This window comes from Barnesiella sp. ET7, from assembly GCF_024733785.1.
Lineage (GTDB): Bacteria > Bacteroidota > Bacteroidia > Bacteroidales > Barnesiellaceae > Barnesiella > Barnesiella merdigallinarum.
Genome location: NZ_JANRHM010000015.1, coordinates 70,229 through 88,351 on the forward strand (window position 1 = coordinate 70,229; position 18,123 = coordinate 88,351).

The 18,123-nt window shown below is 50.1% G+C and carries 18 protein-coding genes and 2 pseudogenes; 16 read left to right on the forward strand and 4 right to left on the reverse strand.

From position 1 onward, the window contains the following. Positions 1–96 precede the first annotated feature (96 nt). From mobC to mobA, 3 genes are read right to left on the reverse strand one after another with little or no spacing between them, the layout of a single operon-like run. The gene (mobC, locus tag NW211_RS10350; protein ID WP_258327785.1) at positions 97–2,124 is read right to left on the reverse strand and encodes a conjugal transfer protein MobC; all 2,028 of its coding nucleotides are present in this window, start codon (positions 2,122–2,124) and stop codon (positions 97–99) included. Positions 2,125–2,158: 34 nt separating this feature from the next. Continuing rightward, positions 2,159–3,415, reverse strand: coding sequence for a relaxase/mobilization nuclease domain-containing protein (locus tag NW211_RS10355; protein WP_258327786.1), 1,257 nt, complete (start codon positions 3,413–3,415; stop codon positions 2,159–2,161). Continuing rightward, positions 3,405–3,875, reverse strand: a complete 471-nt coding sequence (mobA, locus tag NW211_RS10360) for a conjugal transfer protein MobA (RefSeq protein WP_258327787.1) — start codon at positions 3,873–3,875, stop codon at positions 3,405–3,407. The genes NW211_RS10355 and mobA overlap by 11 nt, the downstream gene beginning before the upstream one ends. Before the next feature lie 594 nt (positions 3,876–4,469). Here mobA and NW211_RS10365 point away from each other — a divergent pair. From NW211_RS10365 to NW211_RS10375, 3 genes are read left to right on the forward strand one after another with little or no spacing between them, the layout of a single operon-like run. Next, complete coding sequence (locus NW211_RS10365) at positions 4,470–5,222, forward strand: ParA family protein (RefSeq protein ID WP_258327788.1); 753 nt, start codon at positions 4,470–4,472, stop codon at positions 5,220–5,222. A gap of 5 nt (positions 5,223–5,227) precedes the next feature. Continuing rightward, a complete protein-coding gene (locus NW211_RS10370) occupies positions 5,228–5,644 on the forward strand; it encodes a DUF3408 domain-containing protein (RefSeq protein ID WP_075319293.1) in 417 nt (138 codons plus the stop codon). 5 nt (positions 5,645–5,649) lie between these two features. Continuing rightward, positions 5,650–6,426 carry a DUF4122 domain-containing protein gene (locus tag NW211_RS10375; RefSeq protein WP_258327789.1) on the forward strand — a complete coding sequence of 259 codons (777 nt, stop codon included), beginning with the start codon at positions 5,650–5,652 and terminating at the stop codon, positions 6,424–6,426. A gap of 106 nt (positions 6,427–6,532) precedes the next feature. On the opposite strand, the gene NW211_RS10380 is transcribed toward NW211_RS10375, so the two are convergent. Then, a complete protein-coding gene (locus tag NW211_RS10380; protein ID WP_258327790.1) occupies positions 6,533–7,588 on the reverse strand; it encodes a hypothetical protein in 1,056 nt (351 codons plus the stop codon). A 352-nt stretch (positions 7,589–7,940) separates the two neighbouring features. Here NW211_RS10380 and NW211_RS10385 point away from each other — a divergent pair, with 352 nt between their 5' ends. The 13 genes and pseudogenes from NW211_RS10385 to NW211_RS10445 all read left to right on the forward strand — a co-directional run. After that, on the forward strand, positions 7,941–8,237 hold the full coding sequence (locus NW211_RS10385) for a DUF4134 domain-containing protein (protein ID WP_258327791.1): 297 nt from the start codon (positions 7,941–7,943) through the stop codon (positions 8,235–8,237). A 2-nt stretch (positions 8,238–8,239) separates the two neighbouring features. Continuing rightward, entirely contained in the window at positions 8,240–8,572 is a 333-nt protein-coding gene (locus tag NW211_RS10390; protein ID WP_258327792.1) for a DUF4133 domain-containing protein, read from the forward strand. After that, a complete protein-coding gene (locus NW211_RS10395) occupies positions 8,569–11,067 on the forward strand; it encodes a TraG family conjugative transposon ATPase (RefSeq protein WP_258327793.1) in 2,499 nt (832 codons plus the stop codon). Before NW211_RS10390 ends, NW211_RS10395 begins: the two co-directional genes overlap by 4 nt. A 32-nt stretch (positions 11,068–11,099) precedes the next feature. Further along, positions 11,100–11,732, forward strand: a complete 633-nt coding sequence (locus NW211_RS10400) for a DUF4141 domain-containing protein (RefSeq protein WP_087409725.1) — start codon at positions 11,100–11,102, stop codon at positions 11,730–11,732. An 18-nt stretch (positions 11,733–11,750) separates the two neighbouring features. Continuing rightward, the gene (gene traJ, locus NW211_RS10405) at positions 11,751–12,755 is read left to right on the forward strand and encodes a conjugative transposon protein TraJ (RefSeq protein ID WP_258327794.1); all 1,005 of its coding nucleotides are present in this window, start codon (positions 11,751–11,753) and stop codon (positions 12,753–12,755) included. Positions 12,756–12,775: 20 nt separating this feature from the next. Further along, positions 12,776–13,399 carry a conjugative transposon protein TraK gene (gene traK, locus NW211_RS10410; RefSeq protein WP_029426967.1) on the forward strand — a complete coding sequence of 208 codons (624 nt, stop codon included), beginning with the start codon at positions 12,776–12,778 and terminating at the stop codon, positions 13,397–13,399. Between the two features lie 12 nt (positions 13,400–13,411). After that, positions 13,412–13,705 (forward strand): TraL conjugative transposon family protein, encoded by a 294-nt coding sequence (locus tag NW211_RS10415; protein ID WP_258327795.1) that lies wholly within the window; start codon positions 13,412–13,414, stop codon positions 13,703–13,705. A gap of 4 nt (positions 13,706–13,709) precedes the next feature. Beyond that, positions 13,710–14,800 (forward strand): annotated as a pseudogene (gene traM, locus NW211_RS10420) (conjugative transposon protein TraM). Positions 14,801–14,820: 20 nt separating this feature from the next. Then, positions 14,821–15,792 carry a conjugative transposon protein TraN gene (gene traN / locus NW211_RS10425; protein WP_258327796.1) on the forward strand — a complete coding sequence of 324 codons (972 nt, stop codon included), beginning with the start codon at positions 14,821–14,823 and terminating at the stop codon, positions 15,790–15,792. A 2-nt stretch (positions 15,793–15,794) separates the two neighbouring features. Beyond that, positions 15,795–16,367 (forward strand): conjugal transfer protein TraO, encoded by a 573-nt coding sequence (locus NW211_RS10430; RefSeq protein ID WP_057254219.1) that lies wholly within the window; start codon positions 15,795–15,797, stop codon positions 16,365–16,367. A 6-nt stretch (positions 16,368–16,373) separates the two neighbouring features. Continuing rightward, positions 16,374–17,252, forward strand: coding sequence for a toprim domain-containing protein (locus NW211_RS10435; RefSeq protein WP_258327797.1), 879 nt, complete (start codon positions 16,374–16,376; stop codon positions 17,250–17,252). A 33-nt stretch (positions 17,253–17,285) separates the two neighbouring features. Next, positions 17,286–17,798, forward strand: a complete 513-nt coding sequence (locus NW211_RS10440) for a DUF3872 domain-containing protein (RefSeq protein WP_375379587.1) — start codon at positions 17,286–17,288, stop codon at positions 17,796–17,798. Further along, positions 17,789–18,123: pseudogene (locus NW211_RS10445) on the forward strand (glycoside hydrolase); the annotation flags it as partial. The gene NW211_RS10440 and the pseudogene NW211_RS10445, both read left to right, overlap by 10 nt.

Genomic DNA, 18,123 nt, shown 5'->3' on the forward strand with positions numbered 1-18,123 from the left:
GCAAACCACGGAGGGGCCCGGCCTTGCACAATCCAGCGGGCACGGGACGACCTTTGCAGGCGGAAATAAAACAGCGGTCTCCCTTTTTCTCTATTTTCAGTCATTGTTTTCTTCTCCCTCCTGCTGCGGGATGAGGTGTCTCAGCTCCGGATCATTTTTTATTCTTTCCATCTCTTCTTCTATTATCTGCAAGACATCCGCCTTTATCTGCGAGTAGTTGCGGTCAATCTGCTGCTGCATGATATCGTTTCCGTCCGCGTCCCTGAACTCGTTGATGACAGGGATTTTCTTGTAGGCTTTCATCTCTTCCGATACCTTTGCGCTGTCCACGATGATGCGGGCATGGAAAATCTTCTGGTCTATCTCTTCCCCGAAATTGTCTGCCACGCTGCCAACGAATGTACCCTGCGAAAGATTGGCTATCTTGGAAGCGGGTATCAGGGAATCAAGCTGCGTGTTGATGGAAGTCGAAGTGTCCTGACGGTTGATGGATATGGACTGCCGCTGCTGGAGAATCTTGCCGAACCGTTCCGACAGTGATTTTGCCGTTTCTCCGACCACCTGTCCGCTGAAGATGTTGCCTACTGTGTTTTGGATGACCTTCGCCTCCTTGTCGCCGTAGTCGCGTGCCAGCTGCGAGAAGTCCTGGAAGCCGAGGCAGACGGCCACCTTGTTGCTTCGGGCGGTCGCAATCAGGTTGTCGATACCCCGGAAATAGATGGTCGGAAGCTCGTCGATGATGATGGAACTCTTGAGCTGTCCTTTTTTGTTCACGAGCTTCACGATACGGGAATTGTACAGACCCAATGCCGCAGAATAGATATTCTGGCGATCAGGATTATTGCCCACGCAGAGGATTTTGGGGTGTTCGGGATTGTTCAGGTCAAAGGTGAAATCGTCTCCCGTCATCACCCAGTAAAGCTGTGGTGAGATCATGCGCGAAAGCGGGATTTTCGCACTTGCTATCTGGCCCTGGAGCTGGTCTTGAGCTCCGCCTTGCCAGGCATCCATAAAGGGGGAAAGGTAGTTTTCGAGGGACGGATACGAGGTCAGAATCGTGAAAATATCGGCATACGGCTTGTTAAGAAATTCGATTGCATGAGGGAACGTACAATACTTGCCGTCCTTGTAAATACGTAAATACCAGATAATTGCAGCAAGCAGAATAATCGGGGATTCCACGAAAAAATCACCCTGTTTCTGAATCCAGGTCTTGTTCAAATTGAGCATTATCGTGTAGGCTGATTCGTAGGCATCGCTGATGTCTGCCATGAATCTCGGATTGATCGGATTGCAGCGGTGGCTGCGTCTGGGGTCGTCGAAATTGATGACATAGAATTCCGGCTTGACTTTGTAATGTTGTCTGTGCTTGAGCAGATGGTTGTAGGCTATCTCCGAAAGGTCCAGAAACTTGTAGTCATAGATATACATGGCAAAGGATTTCTCAATCTGCTGTTTGATGTAGTTGTTCACCACGGCATAGCTCTTTCCGGAGCCGGGTGTTCCAAGTACGATAGAGGCTCGGAACGGGTTCACGATGTTGATCCAGCCGTCCCATTCCTTGCCCTGATAGACAAATTTCGTGGGCAGGTTGACGGAATACTCGTTTTCCATAAGCCTTGTTTCCTGCATGAAACTTTCGTTGGCAGTGTTGAATACGTCTTCCATGAGGTTGTGCTTCAGCATACGGCTAATCCATATTCCCGACATGAGCAGGAGAATATAGCCTGCGGTGAGCGTCAGCGTATATGCGGCCGCATTCACCGTCGGGTTGAACGGCAGGTCGAGCATCCACCAGTTCATGAAGAAAAGGACGATGCCGCCGAGGAAGGCAGCGTATATCTTCCGCCACGTCATCTTCTGGTTTTTGACCCCTTTCGTACCCAGGCACGAAAGGCCCAGGAATATGAAAGCGAACACTTTCGTCACAAGCAGGTTGCTGAACAGTCCTGCCGTCCTCTGGAAGTTCAGCAGGATTCTGTCCACGACTCCGATGTTGATACCCATGTCCACGAATGTCCCGTAGCAGAACCAGTAGACGTGGATGACAATAAACACGATGGAAATGGCACGCATGAACTCCATGACCTTGGCCAGTCCTCTCAAATCATCTTCTTGTTGCATAACTGTAAAAATTTTGATGGTTGGTAATTGACAATCAGGATATGCCGCGTGAACGGCGTTTTTTCTTCTTTTTCTTGCGTTGCAGTTTGCGGGCGAGTGCCTCCTCCTGCGGGTCAGGACCGTTGATGTCGGGACTGAATATCCCGAAAGCCTGCTCGATGGTACTCTCCATGTTGTCGGAAAGGCTCTCCCGTGTGCCGGCATATTGTCCGGGAGCTTCCTGTTCCGGAAATTCCTGCGGCCTGCTGAAAAGCAGTTCGAAGGCGTTGGCGGAAAATTCCTTGCCCAGACGGGAGCCGTTATATACCTCACGGTTCTTGTGGTCGATGAAGGTCACGCCGTAGATGCGGCCTTCCTCGTTTTCCCTGAACACCACGTCGATGCCCTTTTCCCCGAGAAGCCGGATGAAGTCTTCCCGGTTTCCACGGCATCCGTGCATGGCCAGTGCGACGGTGTCATGGATTTTCGGCTGCCACTTCCGGTTCCTGAAGTCACGGACATTGACGGCAATCCTTTTTTCTATCCCTTCGTAGCCGAAGCGCTTGCCGATGAGCGAGGACTTGATAGGCGTGCATACCGGCCTGCCCGTATCGTCTGTCAGGGTATATACGATACCGTTGTAGGGTGAACCTTCAAATTCTCCCCGAACCTGTTTGGCCTCGATGTTGAAGCATGAGAGCATGGCGCTGAACTCCCCGAATGTCTGGAAGCGGTAGGCGGTGAACACGCTCTTGAGGATATTGCCGACCTGACGTTTCACGTCCCCGTCCCGGTAGTCCGCTTTCTTTAGATACGATGCCAGCAGTTCATTCCGCTTGTCTGCCACAGGTTTGAGCCCGAATTCGTTTTCCAGTTCCCGGCAGGCTTTCATCGAGCGGTTCCATTCGTATGCGTCACTGATTTTCTCGCCGTTCTCCTTCACGCAGGTGGAGACGATATGGACATGCCTGCGGTCAATGTCTTCGTGCAGATAGACGATGTAGGGCTGGTCGCCGTAGCCCATCTTCTGCATGTACTCGCGTGCCAGTTCCGCGAACTGCCCGTCCGTGAGGCGGTCGTCCACCGAGGGATTCAGGGAGATGTGCAGTACCGGCTTCTCCGTGTTTCTGTTGGCTGCGAGATAGCTCTCGAAAGCCCACAGCGTCTGCTGCATGACATTGTGGGGATTTCCGCTGAGGTCGGTAATCATGCGGCTGCCCGCGATGATACGGGCGGTTGCCTCGTCCACTTTACGCTGGTTGTAGATGACCGCCCCGTAGAGCGATACCCCCCTGTTGATCTTAGCTACCATTCTGCTGTTCCTCCTTCCTTCTTTTTATCAGGTATTCCTCCTCGAATTCCCGGGTAAGCATGACAATACGCTTGCTCAGCACCACCAGGTCAATGGTAGCTTTCTCCAGGTTTCGGAGCAGGGCGAACGCCCGCTTCTCGCCGAAATTGGACTTGACTGCCTTCACCGTCTGGTTGTAGTTGTTGCCGATGGCCTGGAACTGGTGGTAGAAATTTGTCAGCCTGATGTAGTAGTCCATCGCCGCTTTGTCGATTCTGACCACCTTCATTTCGCGCCCGAAAATCATCGCCTTGATGAACTTGGAATGCTGTTTCAGTCCAGATTTCTGGAACAGGATTTCAAAGTGGCCGTTCTCTTCCGAGTTCAGCCGTACCACATAGCGGTGTACCGCCGGGTCTGTTTTCGGCTTCCGTCCCGCACCTTTTCTTGTCTTTCTTTTACTGTTTTCTTCCATACGCATTGAGATTTTCTGTTGCTGATTTTCCGTCATGGATTTCCGACTTTGGAGGAAATCCCTCCCGAGCCTTCAGGCGAGCGGCAAGTTTGTTTTGAGTGCCCGAATTTATTTCGGGTGCCTCAAAACACAACTTGCTATGTTCGCTTGAACATGAATTTGCCTGAAGTCAAATTGAGTTTTGACCTTCAGCCTCATTCTTCGGCTTCGGGATAGCTCCATCCGGCATCCATTCCGTTGTCGACGGCAAAGTTACGGCGGCATATCCATCTGTAAAACAGCATACTATATGTAACAAGATGTCATACGGTGACAAGGGTCGACACCGACCCCAGCTGATAGCATTTATTCGGGAAAATCCCTTTTTATTTGCAGTGCGGACGGTTGCAACAGACAGGTCTGTACCTGTTTCCCTGTTGTTCTGTCGGTTTGTGTAATCGGCTGTTGCAGTACACAGACAGACATTGATCGGGTTATTTGTCGGTTGCAACCGGTGACGTTTGGTTTGTCGGTTGGTGCGCACCATACAACCGTATCACCAAGCAAGCAGACAACAGACAGATAAGACAACCGTGTAATAAACAATTAAAACAATCAGTTATGAAGAAGAACCCGTTATTCGTTGCTGTGAGCAACCAGAAAGGAGGAGTAAGCAAAAGTACGATGCTTGTAACGCTTGCCAGTCTCCTGAGTTATTCGATGGACAGGAATATCGCCATCGTTGACTGTGATTCCACCCAACGCAGCCTGTTCAATCTGAGGGAGCGTGACATGGAAATGGTGGAGAAGAACAAGAAGTATATGGTACAGCTTGATGAGCAGAGGCTTAGAGGCCGCAGGATTTATCCTATCCGAAGGGCAAGGCCGGAGGATGCACGTCAGATTGCCGGAGAACTTGCGGAAACCGGTGATTATGACATCATTTTCATAGACTTGCCTGGGACAATGGATGTGTCAGGTGTCTTGCAGACCATTTTCAATGTGGACTATGTGCTGACTCCCATTGCCGCCGATAATTTTGTCATGGACAGCAGTTTCAGTTTTGCAAGCAGTGTCATGAAGTTCACGAGGGAACGGAAGGATATTCCCCTGAAAGATGTATTCCTGTTCTGGACTAAGGTCAGAAGGAGAAGCAATACCGAAGTACTCAACAATTATATGGCACTGATGAAGAAACAGGGACTTAAAGTTCTGGATTCTACCATCCCAGATTTGTGCCGTTATGAGAAGGAGCTTTCCTTGTCATCCAGAACATTTTTCCGTTGTTCTCTTTTGCCTCCTCCGGCAGGACAGCTCAAGGGCAGTGGTTTGCAGGAACTAGCCGACGAATTGATTGTAAAACTTAATTTTTAATGAATATGGCAAAGAAGATCGTGAAAGTGGATGAGGATGCCGTCCGTGGGTATATGGTAGCCGCCATGACCGACAAGCCCGGCAGGAATGACAATGCCAGGGAAGAGGATACATCTTCTGAAGTGGAGTCCGAACCGGAACCTGTCGGGGATACCGTGCCGGACAGACCGAAGACACGCAGGAAACGTGAGTCGGACAGTGGCTTCCGACAGAAATATCTGGTGAATACCCCCATGCCGGGACGTATTCAGGTGTATCTTAACCGTAAGCTGTACGACGAGATAAAGAACTATCTTCATGTAATAGCTCCGGAGGTTAGCATTTCAAGTTATATCAGCAATATCATTGCTGAGCATATCGAACTTAACATAGATGAAATTACCCAAATGTATAAGGAACGTTTTTCACCCCCTAAAATTTGAAAGTTATGGAAATGTCAGTATTTTATTTTTCAGTAAAGTTGGTGTCAGCCATCTACATATTGCATAAAATGTGGGCAATCATTTTCTGCCCTGTGTCGTATGATTTCTGGGACAGGCTTCTTCGTCATGCCCGCCGTATACGTGTTGGACTGTGGAGGAAACGGAAAAAGCGCATGGTGGAGAAAGCGGGAAAGAATTCCGGGAAAACCTTTGTCGGAGACAGCCGGGGTGCGACTGTAAAGGATAGTACCGACTCACCTGTACGGGCAGACAATGATACGGACGATGACGTGATAGGCAAGACAAACATTGTATATCTGGAAGACCCAGATATGGCTCGCAGGATACCTGTACGTACTATGGAACTGGAGAAGGTCGCAATCGACCAGGATGAAGAGATTAACTCGGATGACGTGGAAAATAGAATCACTTCCGGTAACGGATTGACGGAATCGGACAGACAGGACCTCATGGCTTCCGAGGAGTCTATTCCTGACCCTGAGTTCTCCAAGCCTCTTACTTTTGAGGAACTGAGTAATGTGGCAGAGGTACTGATGTCTGTCACGGAAGACCGGAAAAACATTCAGGCTGCTGCAGAAACCCTGTACTGTCTTCAGGATACGGATCTGTTCGGATTCTTTTCCACTGAAATAAGTACAACCGTCCAAGTCGAAAAACTGCTGAAGGAGCATCTGGACTCCTCTGGACGACTGCTGTCTGAAACGGAAGTTTCAAAGCGGAATTCAAAAAGGAATGTCATTGACTGGAATAAGTATATGTGAATATGAAGTAATATTATGTCTCTTTTCTGGTTATTTGTGATATGTCCAACACGCCTAATGAAATGAAGTCTGAAAAACATTAAGTTTCAGACTTCATTTCATTTTTTTATTCGTCATTTGGGTGTTCTAATGCTAATATAGATAAGGCTGTAGATATTCCTTTAAAAAGTACTGAAGCTGTTTTACCCCAGATGTTAATTTGTTCTTTATCAGGAATTTTCCCAAAGCAGAGTCTATCTTTATTCAATAATTCGAAACAAAATTTTACGAATTCCTTTTGTCTACTAACCTCAGAAGTTGATAAACGAATTTCTTTTGAATTAACAGTTCGTCCACCATAGAATAAATTATCTAAAAGAATAAGCAAATCCGGGTCACATTCGTTGAGAAACTTACAAATTTTTGATGGTTCATTATTTTTTAAATTATCAATAAGAGTTTGGAAATCAAATGTTTTTATGGCTTCTTTTTCTGATTCAGCTTTTAATATTGATAAAAACTCATCTATTTGACGACGATATTTTTCAATCATATTAAGATAGGTAGATAGTTCTTCCAATGATGCAGTTTCTAACATTTGGTTTGACAAATCATAATCAAGTTGTCTTAGAGAAGCACACAATTCATTCATTCGTTCACCAAAATTGATGAAATCGAAATGATAGTCGTGTTCTTTGTTTGCTTTTAAGTCTTTTTCAACAGGATAACGCATCATCATTGAATCTGGATCAAATCCATTTATTGATTTAATATAATACTCTATTACATTGATATTTATAGCACTTCCTACGTGTTTTTTCCCTTTATCTAGATGAGGTCGTAATTTGGCCCATAAATTTTGTAAATCATGTCCCAACTCCAAAAAGTCACGCCTTGCCTGTTCTGTTTGCGTTCCATATTCGAAAAACAATAGCTTTAAATATGTCTCAATCGAATGCCTATAATTAAAAAATAAAGGATATACCAAAGAATCAACTATAACAAAGTTATTGCTTTCTTTTCTCATTCTCTCAAGTAATAATTTTGAACTTTCCCAATATCCATCAGAAATCGTAGAAAAAGAGAATGCCCCGTTTCCTTCCCAGCCAAAATGTGAAAAAGGTTTTCTTGCAATCAATTCTTCTTGGGTAAGTTCCCGTATGATTATATCTGTTTCATTCATAATTTATAGTGATTAACAATGTTATCTTTAACTTCCTAACAACTACAAAGTTACATATTTTTTGTCAATTAAACCTTAGTTATCCTTTTTTGTGGCATATTATAGGGCATTAATCATTGAATTGTGTAACAGAATTATACTTACTAATTAGGTTAGTTGCGATTAGCAATCGAATTCATTCGCTTTGTTACTTCTTTATTGTCTTCTCCTTTTTTATTACCCTAAAGTTATTTCCAATGTAACGTAATGACACCCAATGTCACAAGCCGTCACTATTGCAAATCAGCAAATTACAAACCATACATTCGTGGTCGAAATCATTTTTTGTCTCACCAATTAAAAGTTTCGACACATGAAAAAAAGACTCTTTTTTGCAGCCATGGCGCTGCTTGCAACGACAGGGGCTTTCGCCCAGGGTAACGGTATCGGCGGTATCACCGAAGCCACCAACATGGTCACTTCCTATTTCGATCCGGGAACCAAACTGATTTATGCTATCGGAGCCGTGGTCGGTCTTATCGGGGGCGTGAAGGTCTATTCCAAATTCTCCTCGGGAGATCCCGACACTTCCAAGACGGCAGCCAGCTGGTTCGGCGCCTGTATCTTCCTCATCGTGGCCGCCACCATTTTACGCTCATTCTTCCTCTGATTATGGCAAAGTATCCTATCAACAAGGGAATCGGCCGCAGCCCTGAGTTCAAGGGACTGAAAAGCCAGTACCTGTTCATCTTCGCCGGCGGACTGCTCGCCCTGTTCGTTCTGTTTGTCATCATGTATATGGCAGGCATCGACCAGTGGGTATGTATCGGCTTCGGTGTCATCTGCGCTTCGGTGCTTGTCTGGGTGACTTTCCGCCTGAACGCGAAATACGGTGAATGGGGACTGATGAAATTGCAGGCGCTGCGCCGCCATCCCCGCTACATCATCAGCCGGAAGGGTTTCCTCCGGTTGATTTGTCCAACCCCGAAAAAACGTAATGTATGAGAAATGTAATGAAAGCCGCCACACTGGAAAGCCGGTTTCCGCTGATGGCCGTCGAGCACGGGTGCATCATCAGCAAGGATGCCGACATTACCGTGGCCTACCGGGTGGAGCTGCCGGAAGTGTTCACGCTGACACGCGCCGAGTACGAGGCCCTCCATTCCACATGGGCGAAGGCTGTCCGGGTTCTACCGAACTACAGCATTGTCCACAAGCAGGATATCTTCATCGAGGAGAGCTACAGGCCCGACATCTGCCGGGATGACCTGAGTTTCCTCAGCCGCAGCTTTGAAAGGCATTTCAACGAACGGCCATACCTGAACCATACCTGCTATCTGTTCCTGACCAAGACCACGAAGGAGCACAGCCGCACGACCAGCAGCTTCAATGCCCTCACGCGCGGGTTCATCATCCCCAAGGAGATGCAGGAGAAGGATACCGTCGCACGGTTTCTGGAATGCTGCGGGCAGTTCGAGCGTATCGTGAACGACAGCGGTCTGGTCCGCATGGTCAGGCTGACGGATGAAGAGATTATCGGTACGGAAACTTCCGCGGGCATTATCGAAAAGTATTTCTCGCTTTCGCAGGGAAATACGACCAGTCTGCATGACATTACCCTCGGAGCCGGGGAAATGAAGGTCGGTGACAACCTGCTCTGCCTGCATACCCTCTCCGAGACGGAGGACCTGCCGTCGTCTGTGGAAACGGACAGCCGTTATGAACGTCTCTCCACGGACCGCAGCGACTGCCGCCTCTCCTTTGCCGCACCGATAGGGATACTGCTCACATGCAACCATATCGTGAACCAGTATCTCTTCATAGACGATTCGGCGGAGAACCTGAGGAAGTTCGAGCAGACCGCCCGCAACATGCACTCGCTGTCCCGTTACAGTCGTTCCAACCAGATTAACCGTGAATGGATTGAGGAGTACCTGAACGAGGCACACAGCAAGGGGCTCACTTCCATCCGTGCGCACTGCAATGTCTTTACATGGAGCGACGACCGGGAGAAGCTGAAGCGTATCAAGAACGACGTGGGCAGCCAAATTGCCCTGATGGAGGCCAAGCCCCGCCATAACACGGTTGATGTGCCGACACTCTTCTGGGCGGCCATTCCCGGCAATGCCGGTGATTTTCCGTCTGAGGAAAGTTTCTACACCTTCATCGAGCAGGCCCTGTGCCTGTTCATCGGGGAAACGTCCTACAAGGATTCGCTTTCTCCGTTCGGCATCCGCATGGTGGACCGTCTGACCGGAAAGCCTGTCCACTTGGACATTTCCGACCTGCCGATGAAGAACGGTACGATTACCAACCGCAACAAGTTCATCCTTGGACCTTCAGGCAGCGGAAAGTCATTCTTTACCAACCACATGGTGCGCCAGTATTACGAGCAGGGAGCGCATGTGCTACTGGTCGATACGGGCAATTCCTATCAGGGACTGTGCAGCCTTATCCATGCCCGCACGCATGGCGAGGACGGCATCTATTTCACCTATGAGGAGAGTGATCCGATAGCCTTCAATCCTTTCTACGTGGAGGACGGTGTGTTTGACATCGAAAAGAAGGAGTCCATCAAGACGCTTATCCTTACCCTGTGGAAACGTGACGACGAGCCACCGACACGTGCCGAGGAGGTGGCACTCTCCAACGCGGTCAATCTCTTTCTGGAGAAGATACGCACGGACAGTACCGTGGTTCCGTCCTTTAACACCTTCTATGAGTTCATCCGCGACGAGTATCAGGAAATCTTGAAGACCAAGCGTACACGGGAGAAGGATTTTGACGTGTGGGGATTCCTGAATGTGCTGGAACCTTATTACAAGGGTGGCGAATACGACTATCTGTTAAACTCCGACAAGCAGCTTGATCTGTTGTCCAAACGCTTCATTGTCTTCGAGTTGGACAATATCAAGGACAACAAGATACTGTTCCCGATTGTCACCATCATCATCATGGAAACCTTCATCAACAAGATGAGAAAGCTGAAGGGAGTACGCAAAATGATTCTGTTGGAGGAGGCATGGAAGGCCATCAGCAAGGAAGGTATGGCGGAGTATCTGAAGTACCTTTTCAAGACCGTCCGAAAGTTTTTCGGAGAGGCTGTTGTCGTTACCCAGGAGGTGGAGGACATCATCTCTTCACCCATCGTCAAAGGAACCATCATCAACAACAGCGACTGCAAGATTTTGTTGGACCAGAGGAAGTATGTCAACAAGTTCGATGAAATCCAGTCCCTGCTGGGCCTGACCGACAAGGAACGTGCCCAAATTCTCTCCATCAACATGGCCAACAACCCGTCCCGCAAGTACAAGGAAGTGTGGATAGGTCTTGGCGGAACGCAGTCGGCGGTCTATGCCACCGAGGTCTCGCCGGAAGAGTACTACACCTACACGACCGAGGAGACGGAAAAACTGGAACTGATGCGGCTTACCCGGAAGCTGGGTGGTAATATCGAGTTGGCAATCAAACAACTGGCTGACACAAGAAGGAAACAGTAAAATCATTTATCAACCATTAAACGATTAACCACATGAAGAAAAGAATTTTGACAGCCCTATGCTGTATCTGCCTCCTTTCGGCAGGCAAAGCCCACGCCCAATGGGTAGTGACCGACCCCGGAAACCTGGCCCAGGGTATCATCAACGCCGCCAAGAACATCGTCCACACCTCATCGACGGCCAGCAACATGCTCAACAATTTTCAGGAGACGGTCAAGATCTACCAGCAGGGCAAGGAGTATTATGACGGCCTACGGAAGGTCAAGAATCTGGTACGCGATGCCCGCAAGGTGCAGCAGACCATCCTGATGGTCGGTGACATCACGGAAATCTATGTGACCAGTTATGAGCGTATGCTCAGTGACCCCTACTTCACCCCCGAGGAACTGAGTGCTATCTCCATCGGCTACACGAAGCTGCTGGAGGAGAGTGCCAACCTGCTGACCGACCTGAAGACCGTGGTCAATGAGAACGGCCTTTCGATGAACGACAAGGAGCGTATGGACATCATCGACCGCTGCTATACCGACATGCTGCAATACCGCAGCTTGGTGCAGTACTATACCAACAAGAACATCGGCGTGTCGTACCTGCGTGCCAAAAAACAGAATGATCTTGACCGTGTGATGGCCCTGTACGGTTCACCCAACGAACGCTACTGGTAATTTCAAGGAGGATTGCTTATGGTATTGTTGGCTGTGAATTTTGACAATCTGCACCAGATTCTGCAAAGTCTGTACACGGACATGATGCCGCTCTGTTCGCAGATGACCGGCGTGGCCAAAGGCCTTGCCGGATTGGGAGCCCTCTTCTATGTGGCGTACCGTGTCTGGCAGTCGCTGGCCAGGGCCGAACCCATTGACGTGTTCCCCCTGCTGCGCCCGTTTGCTCTGGGTATCTGCATCATGTTTTTCCCGACCATCGTGCTGGGTACGATCAACAGTATCCTGTCACCCGTCGTGACCGGAACGCACAGGATTCTGGAGACGCAGACCTTCGACATGAACGAGTACCGGGAGCAGAAGGACAAGCTGGAGATTGAGGCGATGCGGAGGAATCCCGAGACGGCCTACCTGGTGGACAAGGAGGCTTTTGACAACAAGCTGGACGAGTTGGGAGCCCTGGACGCCATCGAAGCGTGCGGCATGTACGTGGACCGCGCCATGTATAACATGAAGAAAGCGGTGCAGAACTTTTTCCGCGAGCTGCTGGAACTGATGTTCAATGCCGCCGCACTGGTGGTGGATACGCTCAGGACCTTCTTCCTGATTGTCCTTTCCATACTCGGGCCCATCTCCTTTGCTATCTCGTGCTGGGACGGTTTCCAGGCTTCGCTCAGCCAGTGGTTTGTGCGCTATATCAGCATCTATCTGTGGCTGCCCGTCTCTGACCTTTTCAGCAGTGTGCTGGCACGCATACAGACCCTGATGCTTCAGAGGGACATCGAGCAGCTGTCCGACCCCAACTTCATTCCGGACAGTTCCAATGCCGTGTACATCACGTTCCTGATTATCGGCATCATCGGGTATTTCACGATTCCGACCGTGGCCAACTGGATTGTTCAGGCCGGTGGAGGTGCAGGAAATTACGGCAAGAACGTGAATCAGGCTGCTTCCAAGACAGGCTCCATTGTGGGCGGTGCCGCAGGTGCTACTGTAGGAAATGTGGCCGGAAGACTAATCAAGTAACAATCATAAAACGAATAAGAATGGAATTCAAATCATTGAAAAATATCGAGACCAGCTTCCGGCATCTGCGCCTGTTCGGAATAGTCTATCTGGGTGTCTGCACCCTGCTTGTGGGCTATTCCGTGTGGAAGGCATACAGTTTTGCCGAAGCCCAGCGCCAGAAGATCTATGTGCTGGATGAGGGGAAGTCGCTCATGCTCGCCCTCTCGCAGGACCTGGAGCAGAACCGTCCCGTAGAGGCAAGGGAACATGTCAGACGTTTCCATGAGCTGTTCTTCACGCTGGCCCCTGACAAGAGTGCCATCGAGGGGAACGTGCAGCGTGCCATGTTCCTGAGTGACCGTTCCGCCTATTCCCATTACGGGGATCTGGCCGAACAGGGTTATTACAATAGAATAATTTCGGGCAATGTCAGCCAGCGTATCGAGATAGACAGCGTGAAATGCGACTTCAACACCTATCCGTATGATGTCATGACATACGCACGCCTTTTCATCATCCGTGAGAAGAGCGTGACGGAACGCAGCCTTGTCACGCATGGCAGGTTGCGGAATTCCACCCGCAGTGACAACAATCCGCACGGGTTCATCCTGGAAGGGTTCCATGTACTGGAGAACAGGGATATCAGAATGTATGACAGATAAAACAATGTATGTATGAGAAAAATATATGTAAAGTTCAAGGAATGTATCGGGGGCAGGCTGCGCGGCCTTTGTGACAGACTCACACCCCGTCAGAGGGCAATCGCCGTCATCGTGATGGTTTCCCTTTTCGCGCTGGTGAATTTCTACATGATTTTCCGTGCGATTTATGACATCGGACGGGAGGATGCCCGGCAGGACATCATCAGGATAACCCCGCTTGAGGTTCCCGACTTTGTGCCTGCGGATACCCTCTCCGATATGAAAGTCCGTGAGATGGAAGAGTTTTTTAACCAGTTCAACAAGTAAGATTATGAGTACAGATGCAGAAAAATTGAAACAGAAGCAGAAAATCAGGAAATATCTGGTTTTCACCGGCATGTTCCTGCTGTTCCTCGGGTGCATGTGGCTGATCTTCGCCCCGTCCGAAAAAGAGAAGCAGAAGGCGGAAAAAATGAAAGCCGTGCGTACCGTTCCGTAGGAAACGGCAGGACGGGAGCCTTCGCCTCTTCAGCCTCGGCTTACAACGACATCAACGCCACTCTCGGTAGTTTTTACGAGAGTCCTGAGGAAGACCCGGAAAAGGAAGCCCTGAAAGCAGAGGTGGAACAGCTCAGACAGGCTGCCGCAGCGCAGACGGCCGGACCGAGCTACGAGGAACAGGTGGCTCTGCTGGAGAAGTCCTATGAACTTGCCGCCAAATATATGCCTTCGGGCGGCAGCATGGGAACAACGGACAGTCAGGAGACGGAAAGTCCCTCAAGGGAGAGGAAGGCGAAAGCCGTTCCCGTCGGGCTGGTGTCCTCTCCGGTCGTGTCGTCCCTTCCTCAGCCTCTTACCGATTCGGTACAGTTCGCGAGACTGCTTTCCGGTGCTGATATCGGCTTCCATACGGCTGTGGGCAGTGCCGGGACACAGATGGCGAGGAATACCATACGGGCCTGCGTGCATGGCGACCAGACCATTATCAGCGGACAAAGCGTGCGTCTCAGGCTGCTGGAGGCCATGCGTGTGGGAAGATGTGTGCTTCCCCGCAATACCCTGCTGACCGGTGAGGGACGTATCCAGGGCGAGCGGCTTGGCATTGAAATCCTGCAGGTCGAATATGACGGCAATGTCATTCCCGTGGAACTGACCGTGCTGGACAGTGACGGACAGGCCGGGATATTCATTCCCGGTTCGACGGAAGCGAATGCGGTAAGGGAAGTGGCCGCCAACATGGGACAGAATCTCGGCACGACCATCTCCATCACCAACCAGTCGGCAGGCGACCAGCTTCTCTCCGAGCTTGGACGAGGGGCCATACAGGGCGTGTCGCAGTACATCTCCAAAAAGATGCGCGAGGAGAAGGTACACCTCAAATCAGGCTATGGACTGATGCTTTATCAGAACAACAATCAATAACCCATTAAAACTGTAAAGACATGAAAAAGATTCTTTTGATGCTTGCCCTCGCAGGCGGCGTTGCAAGTGCACATGCACAGTCGGCTGATACCACGGCCGTAAATGATTTGACCCTGAAGGCGGATATCTATCCGCAGCAGGAGGACGGCGACCTCTATCACGGGCTGTCCAGAAAGCTCACCTTTGACCGGATGATTCCGCCTTACGGTCTGGAAGTGACGTATGACAAGACGACCCATATCATCTTTCCCTCGGCTGTCCGTTACGTGGATCTCGGTTCTCCGAATCTGATTGCGGGCAAGGCGGACGGTTCAGAGAATGTAATCAGGGTAAAGGCTACCAGAAAGAACTTCCTTGAGGAGACCAACATGTCGGTGATTACCGAAAGCGGAAGTTTCTACACCTTCAATGTGAAGTATGCCGACGAGCCTCTGCTGCTCAACATCGAGATGGCCGATTTTGTTCATGACGGCAGCGAGGTGAACCGCCCGAACAATGCCCTTGACATCTACCTGAAGGAACTCGGCAGCGAGTCGCCCAAGTTGGTACACCTTATTGCCAAGGCCATCCACAAGGATAACAGACGCCGCATCAAGCATATCGGGAGCAAGGCGTTCGGCATCCAGTACCTGCTGCGCGGGCTCTATACCCATAACGGGCTGCTCTATTTCCACACCCAGGTGAAGAACACGTCGAATGTGCCTTATGAGGTGGATTTCGTGACGTTCAAGATTGTGGACAAGAAGGTACTCAAGCGCACGGCCATCCAGGAGCAGGTGATATTTCCACTGCGTGCCTACAACTATGCCACGGCTGTCGCCGGAAAGAAGGATGAGCGTACCGTCTTTGTCTTTGACAAGTTCACCATTCCCGCCGACAAGATGCTGGTGGTGGAGATGCACGAGAAGAGCGGAGGCCGTCACCAGACCTTCACCGTGGAGAGTGAGGACATCGTGAGAGCGAGGGTGATCAATGAACTTAAAGTGAAATGACCATGAAGAAGTATCTGTTTCTTTTTGCCGTATGCGTATCGCTTGCCCTGTCATCGGGGCAGGCATACGCCCAGCGTTACCTTCCCGGAATGAAGGGTGTGGAACTCAGGGGAGGCTTTGCCGGAAACCTGAAATCACCGGTTGACTGGTACACGGGCTTTGCCGTGTCGGGATATACGAAAAGGGCCAACCATTGGGTGGCTGGCGTGGAATATCTGCTGAAGAACTACGGCTATCGCGGGACCTTCGTTCCACGGGCCCAGTTTACTGCCGAGGGCGGCTATTATTTGAAGTTCCTGTCCGACCCGGCGAAGATATTCTTCCTTTCTGTAGGCGGTTCTGCCCTGGTGGGATATGAAACGTTGAACTGGGGAGAAAAGGTTCTGTATGACGGTTCCATGCTTGCCTACCGGGATGCCTTCGTCTATGGCGGAGCCCTGACGCTGGAGCTGGAAAGCTATGTGACTGACCGTATCGTGCTGCTTGCCCATGTGCGCGAACGTGTGCTTTGGGGCAGTTCTCTGGGAAAGTTCACGACACAGTTCGGGCTTGGAGTCCGTTTCATCTTCAATTAGACGCCTATGGATATAGAAATGATAAGAGGCATTCCCATTGAGGAATTCCTGTCCCGTCTGGGACATGAGCCCGTCAGAAGGCACGGCGACGAATGCTGGTATCTCTCCCCGTGCCGTGAGGAAAGGACACCTTCGTTCCATGTGAATACCCGTAAGGGTGTATGGCATGACTTCGGTACCGGACATGGGGGTGACATCTTCACCCTTGCGGGGGAAATTTCAGAAAGTGACGGCTTCATGGCACAGGCGAGGTTCATCGCCGGAGTATATGGAGGAACAGTCCCCGAATATGCCGGACAGAAAAGAGAAAAGGAAAGTGTCAGGACAGAAAAGCGCAAAGAGCCTTCCCGCTTCGAGGAGGTGGTTTGCGGTCCCTTGCGCTGTAATGCCCTGCTCAGCTATCTGAAGGGACGCGGCATACCTGCGGAAATTGCCCGTGCAGAGTGCGAGGAAGTACGGTTCCGGCTGTACGGCAAGCGGTATTTCGCCGTCGGTTTCAGGAATATGGGCGGAGGCTATGAGCTGCGGACCAGATTCATGAAATGGTGTCTGCCGCCCAAGGACATTTCCCTTATCCGCAACGGCTCGCTTACCTGCAACCTTTTTGAGGGCTTCATCGACTTTCTTTCATGGAAGGTACTCGGCATCAGCCGCGGTGAGGATTATCTGGTCCTCAATTCGGTGGCCCTGCTTGAACGCTCGTTTCCTTATCTGGACAATTACGGGAAGATCCGGTGCTATCTGGACAATGATGATGCCGGAAGAAGGACGCTGGCCGTCCTCCGGAAACGCTACGGTGACAGGATTGACGACTGTTCCGACCTGTATGCCGGATGCAAGGACCTGAACGAATACCTGGAAAGTAATTTTCCGCCTGAACAGTAATTTTTTTATAAACCGTTAAAACAAGAAATGAATATGAAACCTAATATGAACAGAAAAGGGCTGTATGCCCTTGTATGTGCCCTGATGGGCCTGACCTTTAGTATGCTTACCTCGTGCAGCGATGACCTTGACGTGCAGCAGTCCTATCCCTTTACAGTGGAGACGATGCCGGTTCCCACACGTATTGTGAAGGGTGAAACCGTGGAAATCCGTTGTGAACTGAAACGGGAAGGACGGTTCTCCGACGTCCGCTATACCATTCGCTATTTCCAGCCGGACGGCGAAGGCAAGCTGCGCATGGACGACGGAATGGTGCTGCTACCCAACGACCGCTACCCCCTGGACCGGGAGGTGTTCCGCCTTTATTACACCTCCGAGTGTGAAAACCAGCAGAGCATCGACATCTATTTTGAGGACAACAGCGAGCCGGCACAGCTTTTCCAGTTGACCTTCGACTTCAACAACGAGACGGGAGATGAGGACACCGTAGTTACTATCGATGGCAAGTGGTATCCTTTAATAGATCCGATTCGCCTATGGGAATAAGGACAAGTTTGTTTGCCGCGTTTTTCGCCACCTCCTGTCTCGGGAACATACCGTTGCAAGCGGAAAATTCAGGGAAAAGAGAACAGGACAAGTTCTTCCTTGCCGTCGAGTGTATCAAGCGGTTCGAGGGCTGGCATTCTTCCCGGCATCACCCCTATGTAGGTTGGGGTCATTGCCTGCAACCCGGGGAAAAGTATTCTGCCCATACCATGACAAAGCAACAGGCCGATGAACTTCTCAGGAAGGACTTGCGCAAGTTCTGCGCCATGTTCCGGCAGTTCGGAAAGGATTCTCTGCTATTATCCGAAATTTCGGATAACAACAG

Coding starts and splice junctions, on each gene's coding strand:
- mobC (WP_258327785.1), bottom strand. CDS start 2,124: ATGCAACAAGAAGATGATTTGAGAGGACTGGCCAAGGTCATGGAGTTC.
- NW211_RS10355 (WP_258327786.1), bottom strand. CDS start 3,415: ATGGTAGCTAAGATCAACAGGGGGGTATCGCTCTACGGGGCGGTCATC.
- mobA (WP_258327787.1), bottom strand. CDS start 3,875: ATGCGTATGGAAGAAAACAGTAAAAGAAAGACAAGAAAAGGTGCGGGA.
- NW211_RS10365 (WP_258327788.1), top strand. CDS start 4,470: ATGAAGAAGAACCCGTTATTCGTTGCTGTGAGCAACCAGAAAGGAGGA.
- NW211_RS10370 (WP_075319293.1), top strand. CDS start 5,228: ATGGCAAAGAAGATCGTGAAAGTGGATGAGGATGCCGTCCGTGGGTAT.
- NW211_RS10375 (WP_258327789.1), top strand. CDS start 5,650: ATGGAAATGTCAGTATTTTATTTTTCAGTAAAGTTGGTGTCAGCCATC.
- NW211_RS10380 (WP_258327790.1), bottom strand. CDS start 7,588: ATGAATGAAACAGATATAATCATACGGGAACTTACCCAAGAAGAATTG.
- NW211_RS10385 (WP_258327791.1), top strand. CDS start 7,941: ATGAAAAAAAGACTCTTTTTTGCAGCCATGGCGCTGCTTGCAACGACA.
- NW211_RS10390 (WP_258327792.1), top strand. CDS start 8,240: ATGGCAAAGTATCCTATCAACAAGGGAATCGGCCGCAGCCCTGAGTTC.
- NW211_RS10395 (WP_258327793.1), top strand. CDS start 8,569: ATGAGAAATGTAATGAAAGCCGCCACACTGGAAAGCCGGTTTCCGCTG.
- NW211_RS10400 (WP_087409725.1), top strand. CDS start 11,100: ATGAAGAAAAGAATTTTGACAGCCCTATGCTGTATCTGCCTCCTTTCG.
- traJ (WP_258327794.1), top strand. CDS start 11,751: ATGGTATTGTTGGCTGTGAATTTTGACAATCTGCACCAGATTCTGCAA.
- traK (WP_029426967.1), top strand. CDS start 12,776: ATGGAATTCAAATCATTGAAAAATATCGAGACCAGCTTCCGGCATCTG.
- NW211_RS10415 (WP_258327795.1), top strand. CDS start 13,412: ATGAGAAAAATATATGTAAAGTTCAAGGAATGTATCGGGGGCAGGCTG.
- traN (WP_258327796.1), top strand. CDS start 14,821: ATGAAAAAGATTCTTTTGATGCTTGCCCTCGCAGGCGGCGTTGCAAGT.
- NW211_RS10430 (WP_057254219.1), top strand. CDS start 15,795: ATGAAGAAGTATCTGTTTCTTTTTGCCGTATGCGTATCGCTTGCCCTG.
- NW211_RS10435 (WP_258327797.1), top strand. CDS start 16,374: ATGGATATAGAAATGATAAGAGGCATTCCCATTGAGGAATTCCTGTCC.
- NW211_RS10440 (WP_375379587.1), top strand. CDS start 17,286: ATGAAACCTAATATGAACAGAAAAGGGCTGTATGCCCTTGTATGTGCC.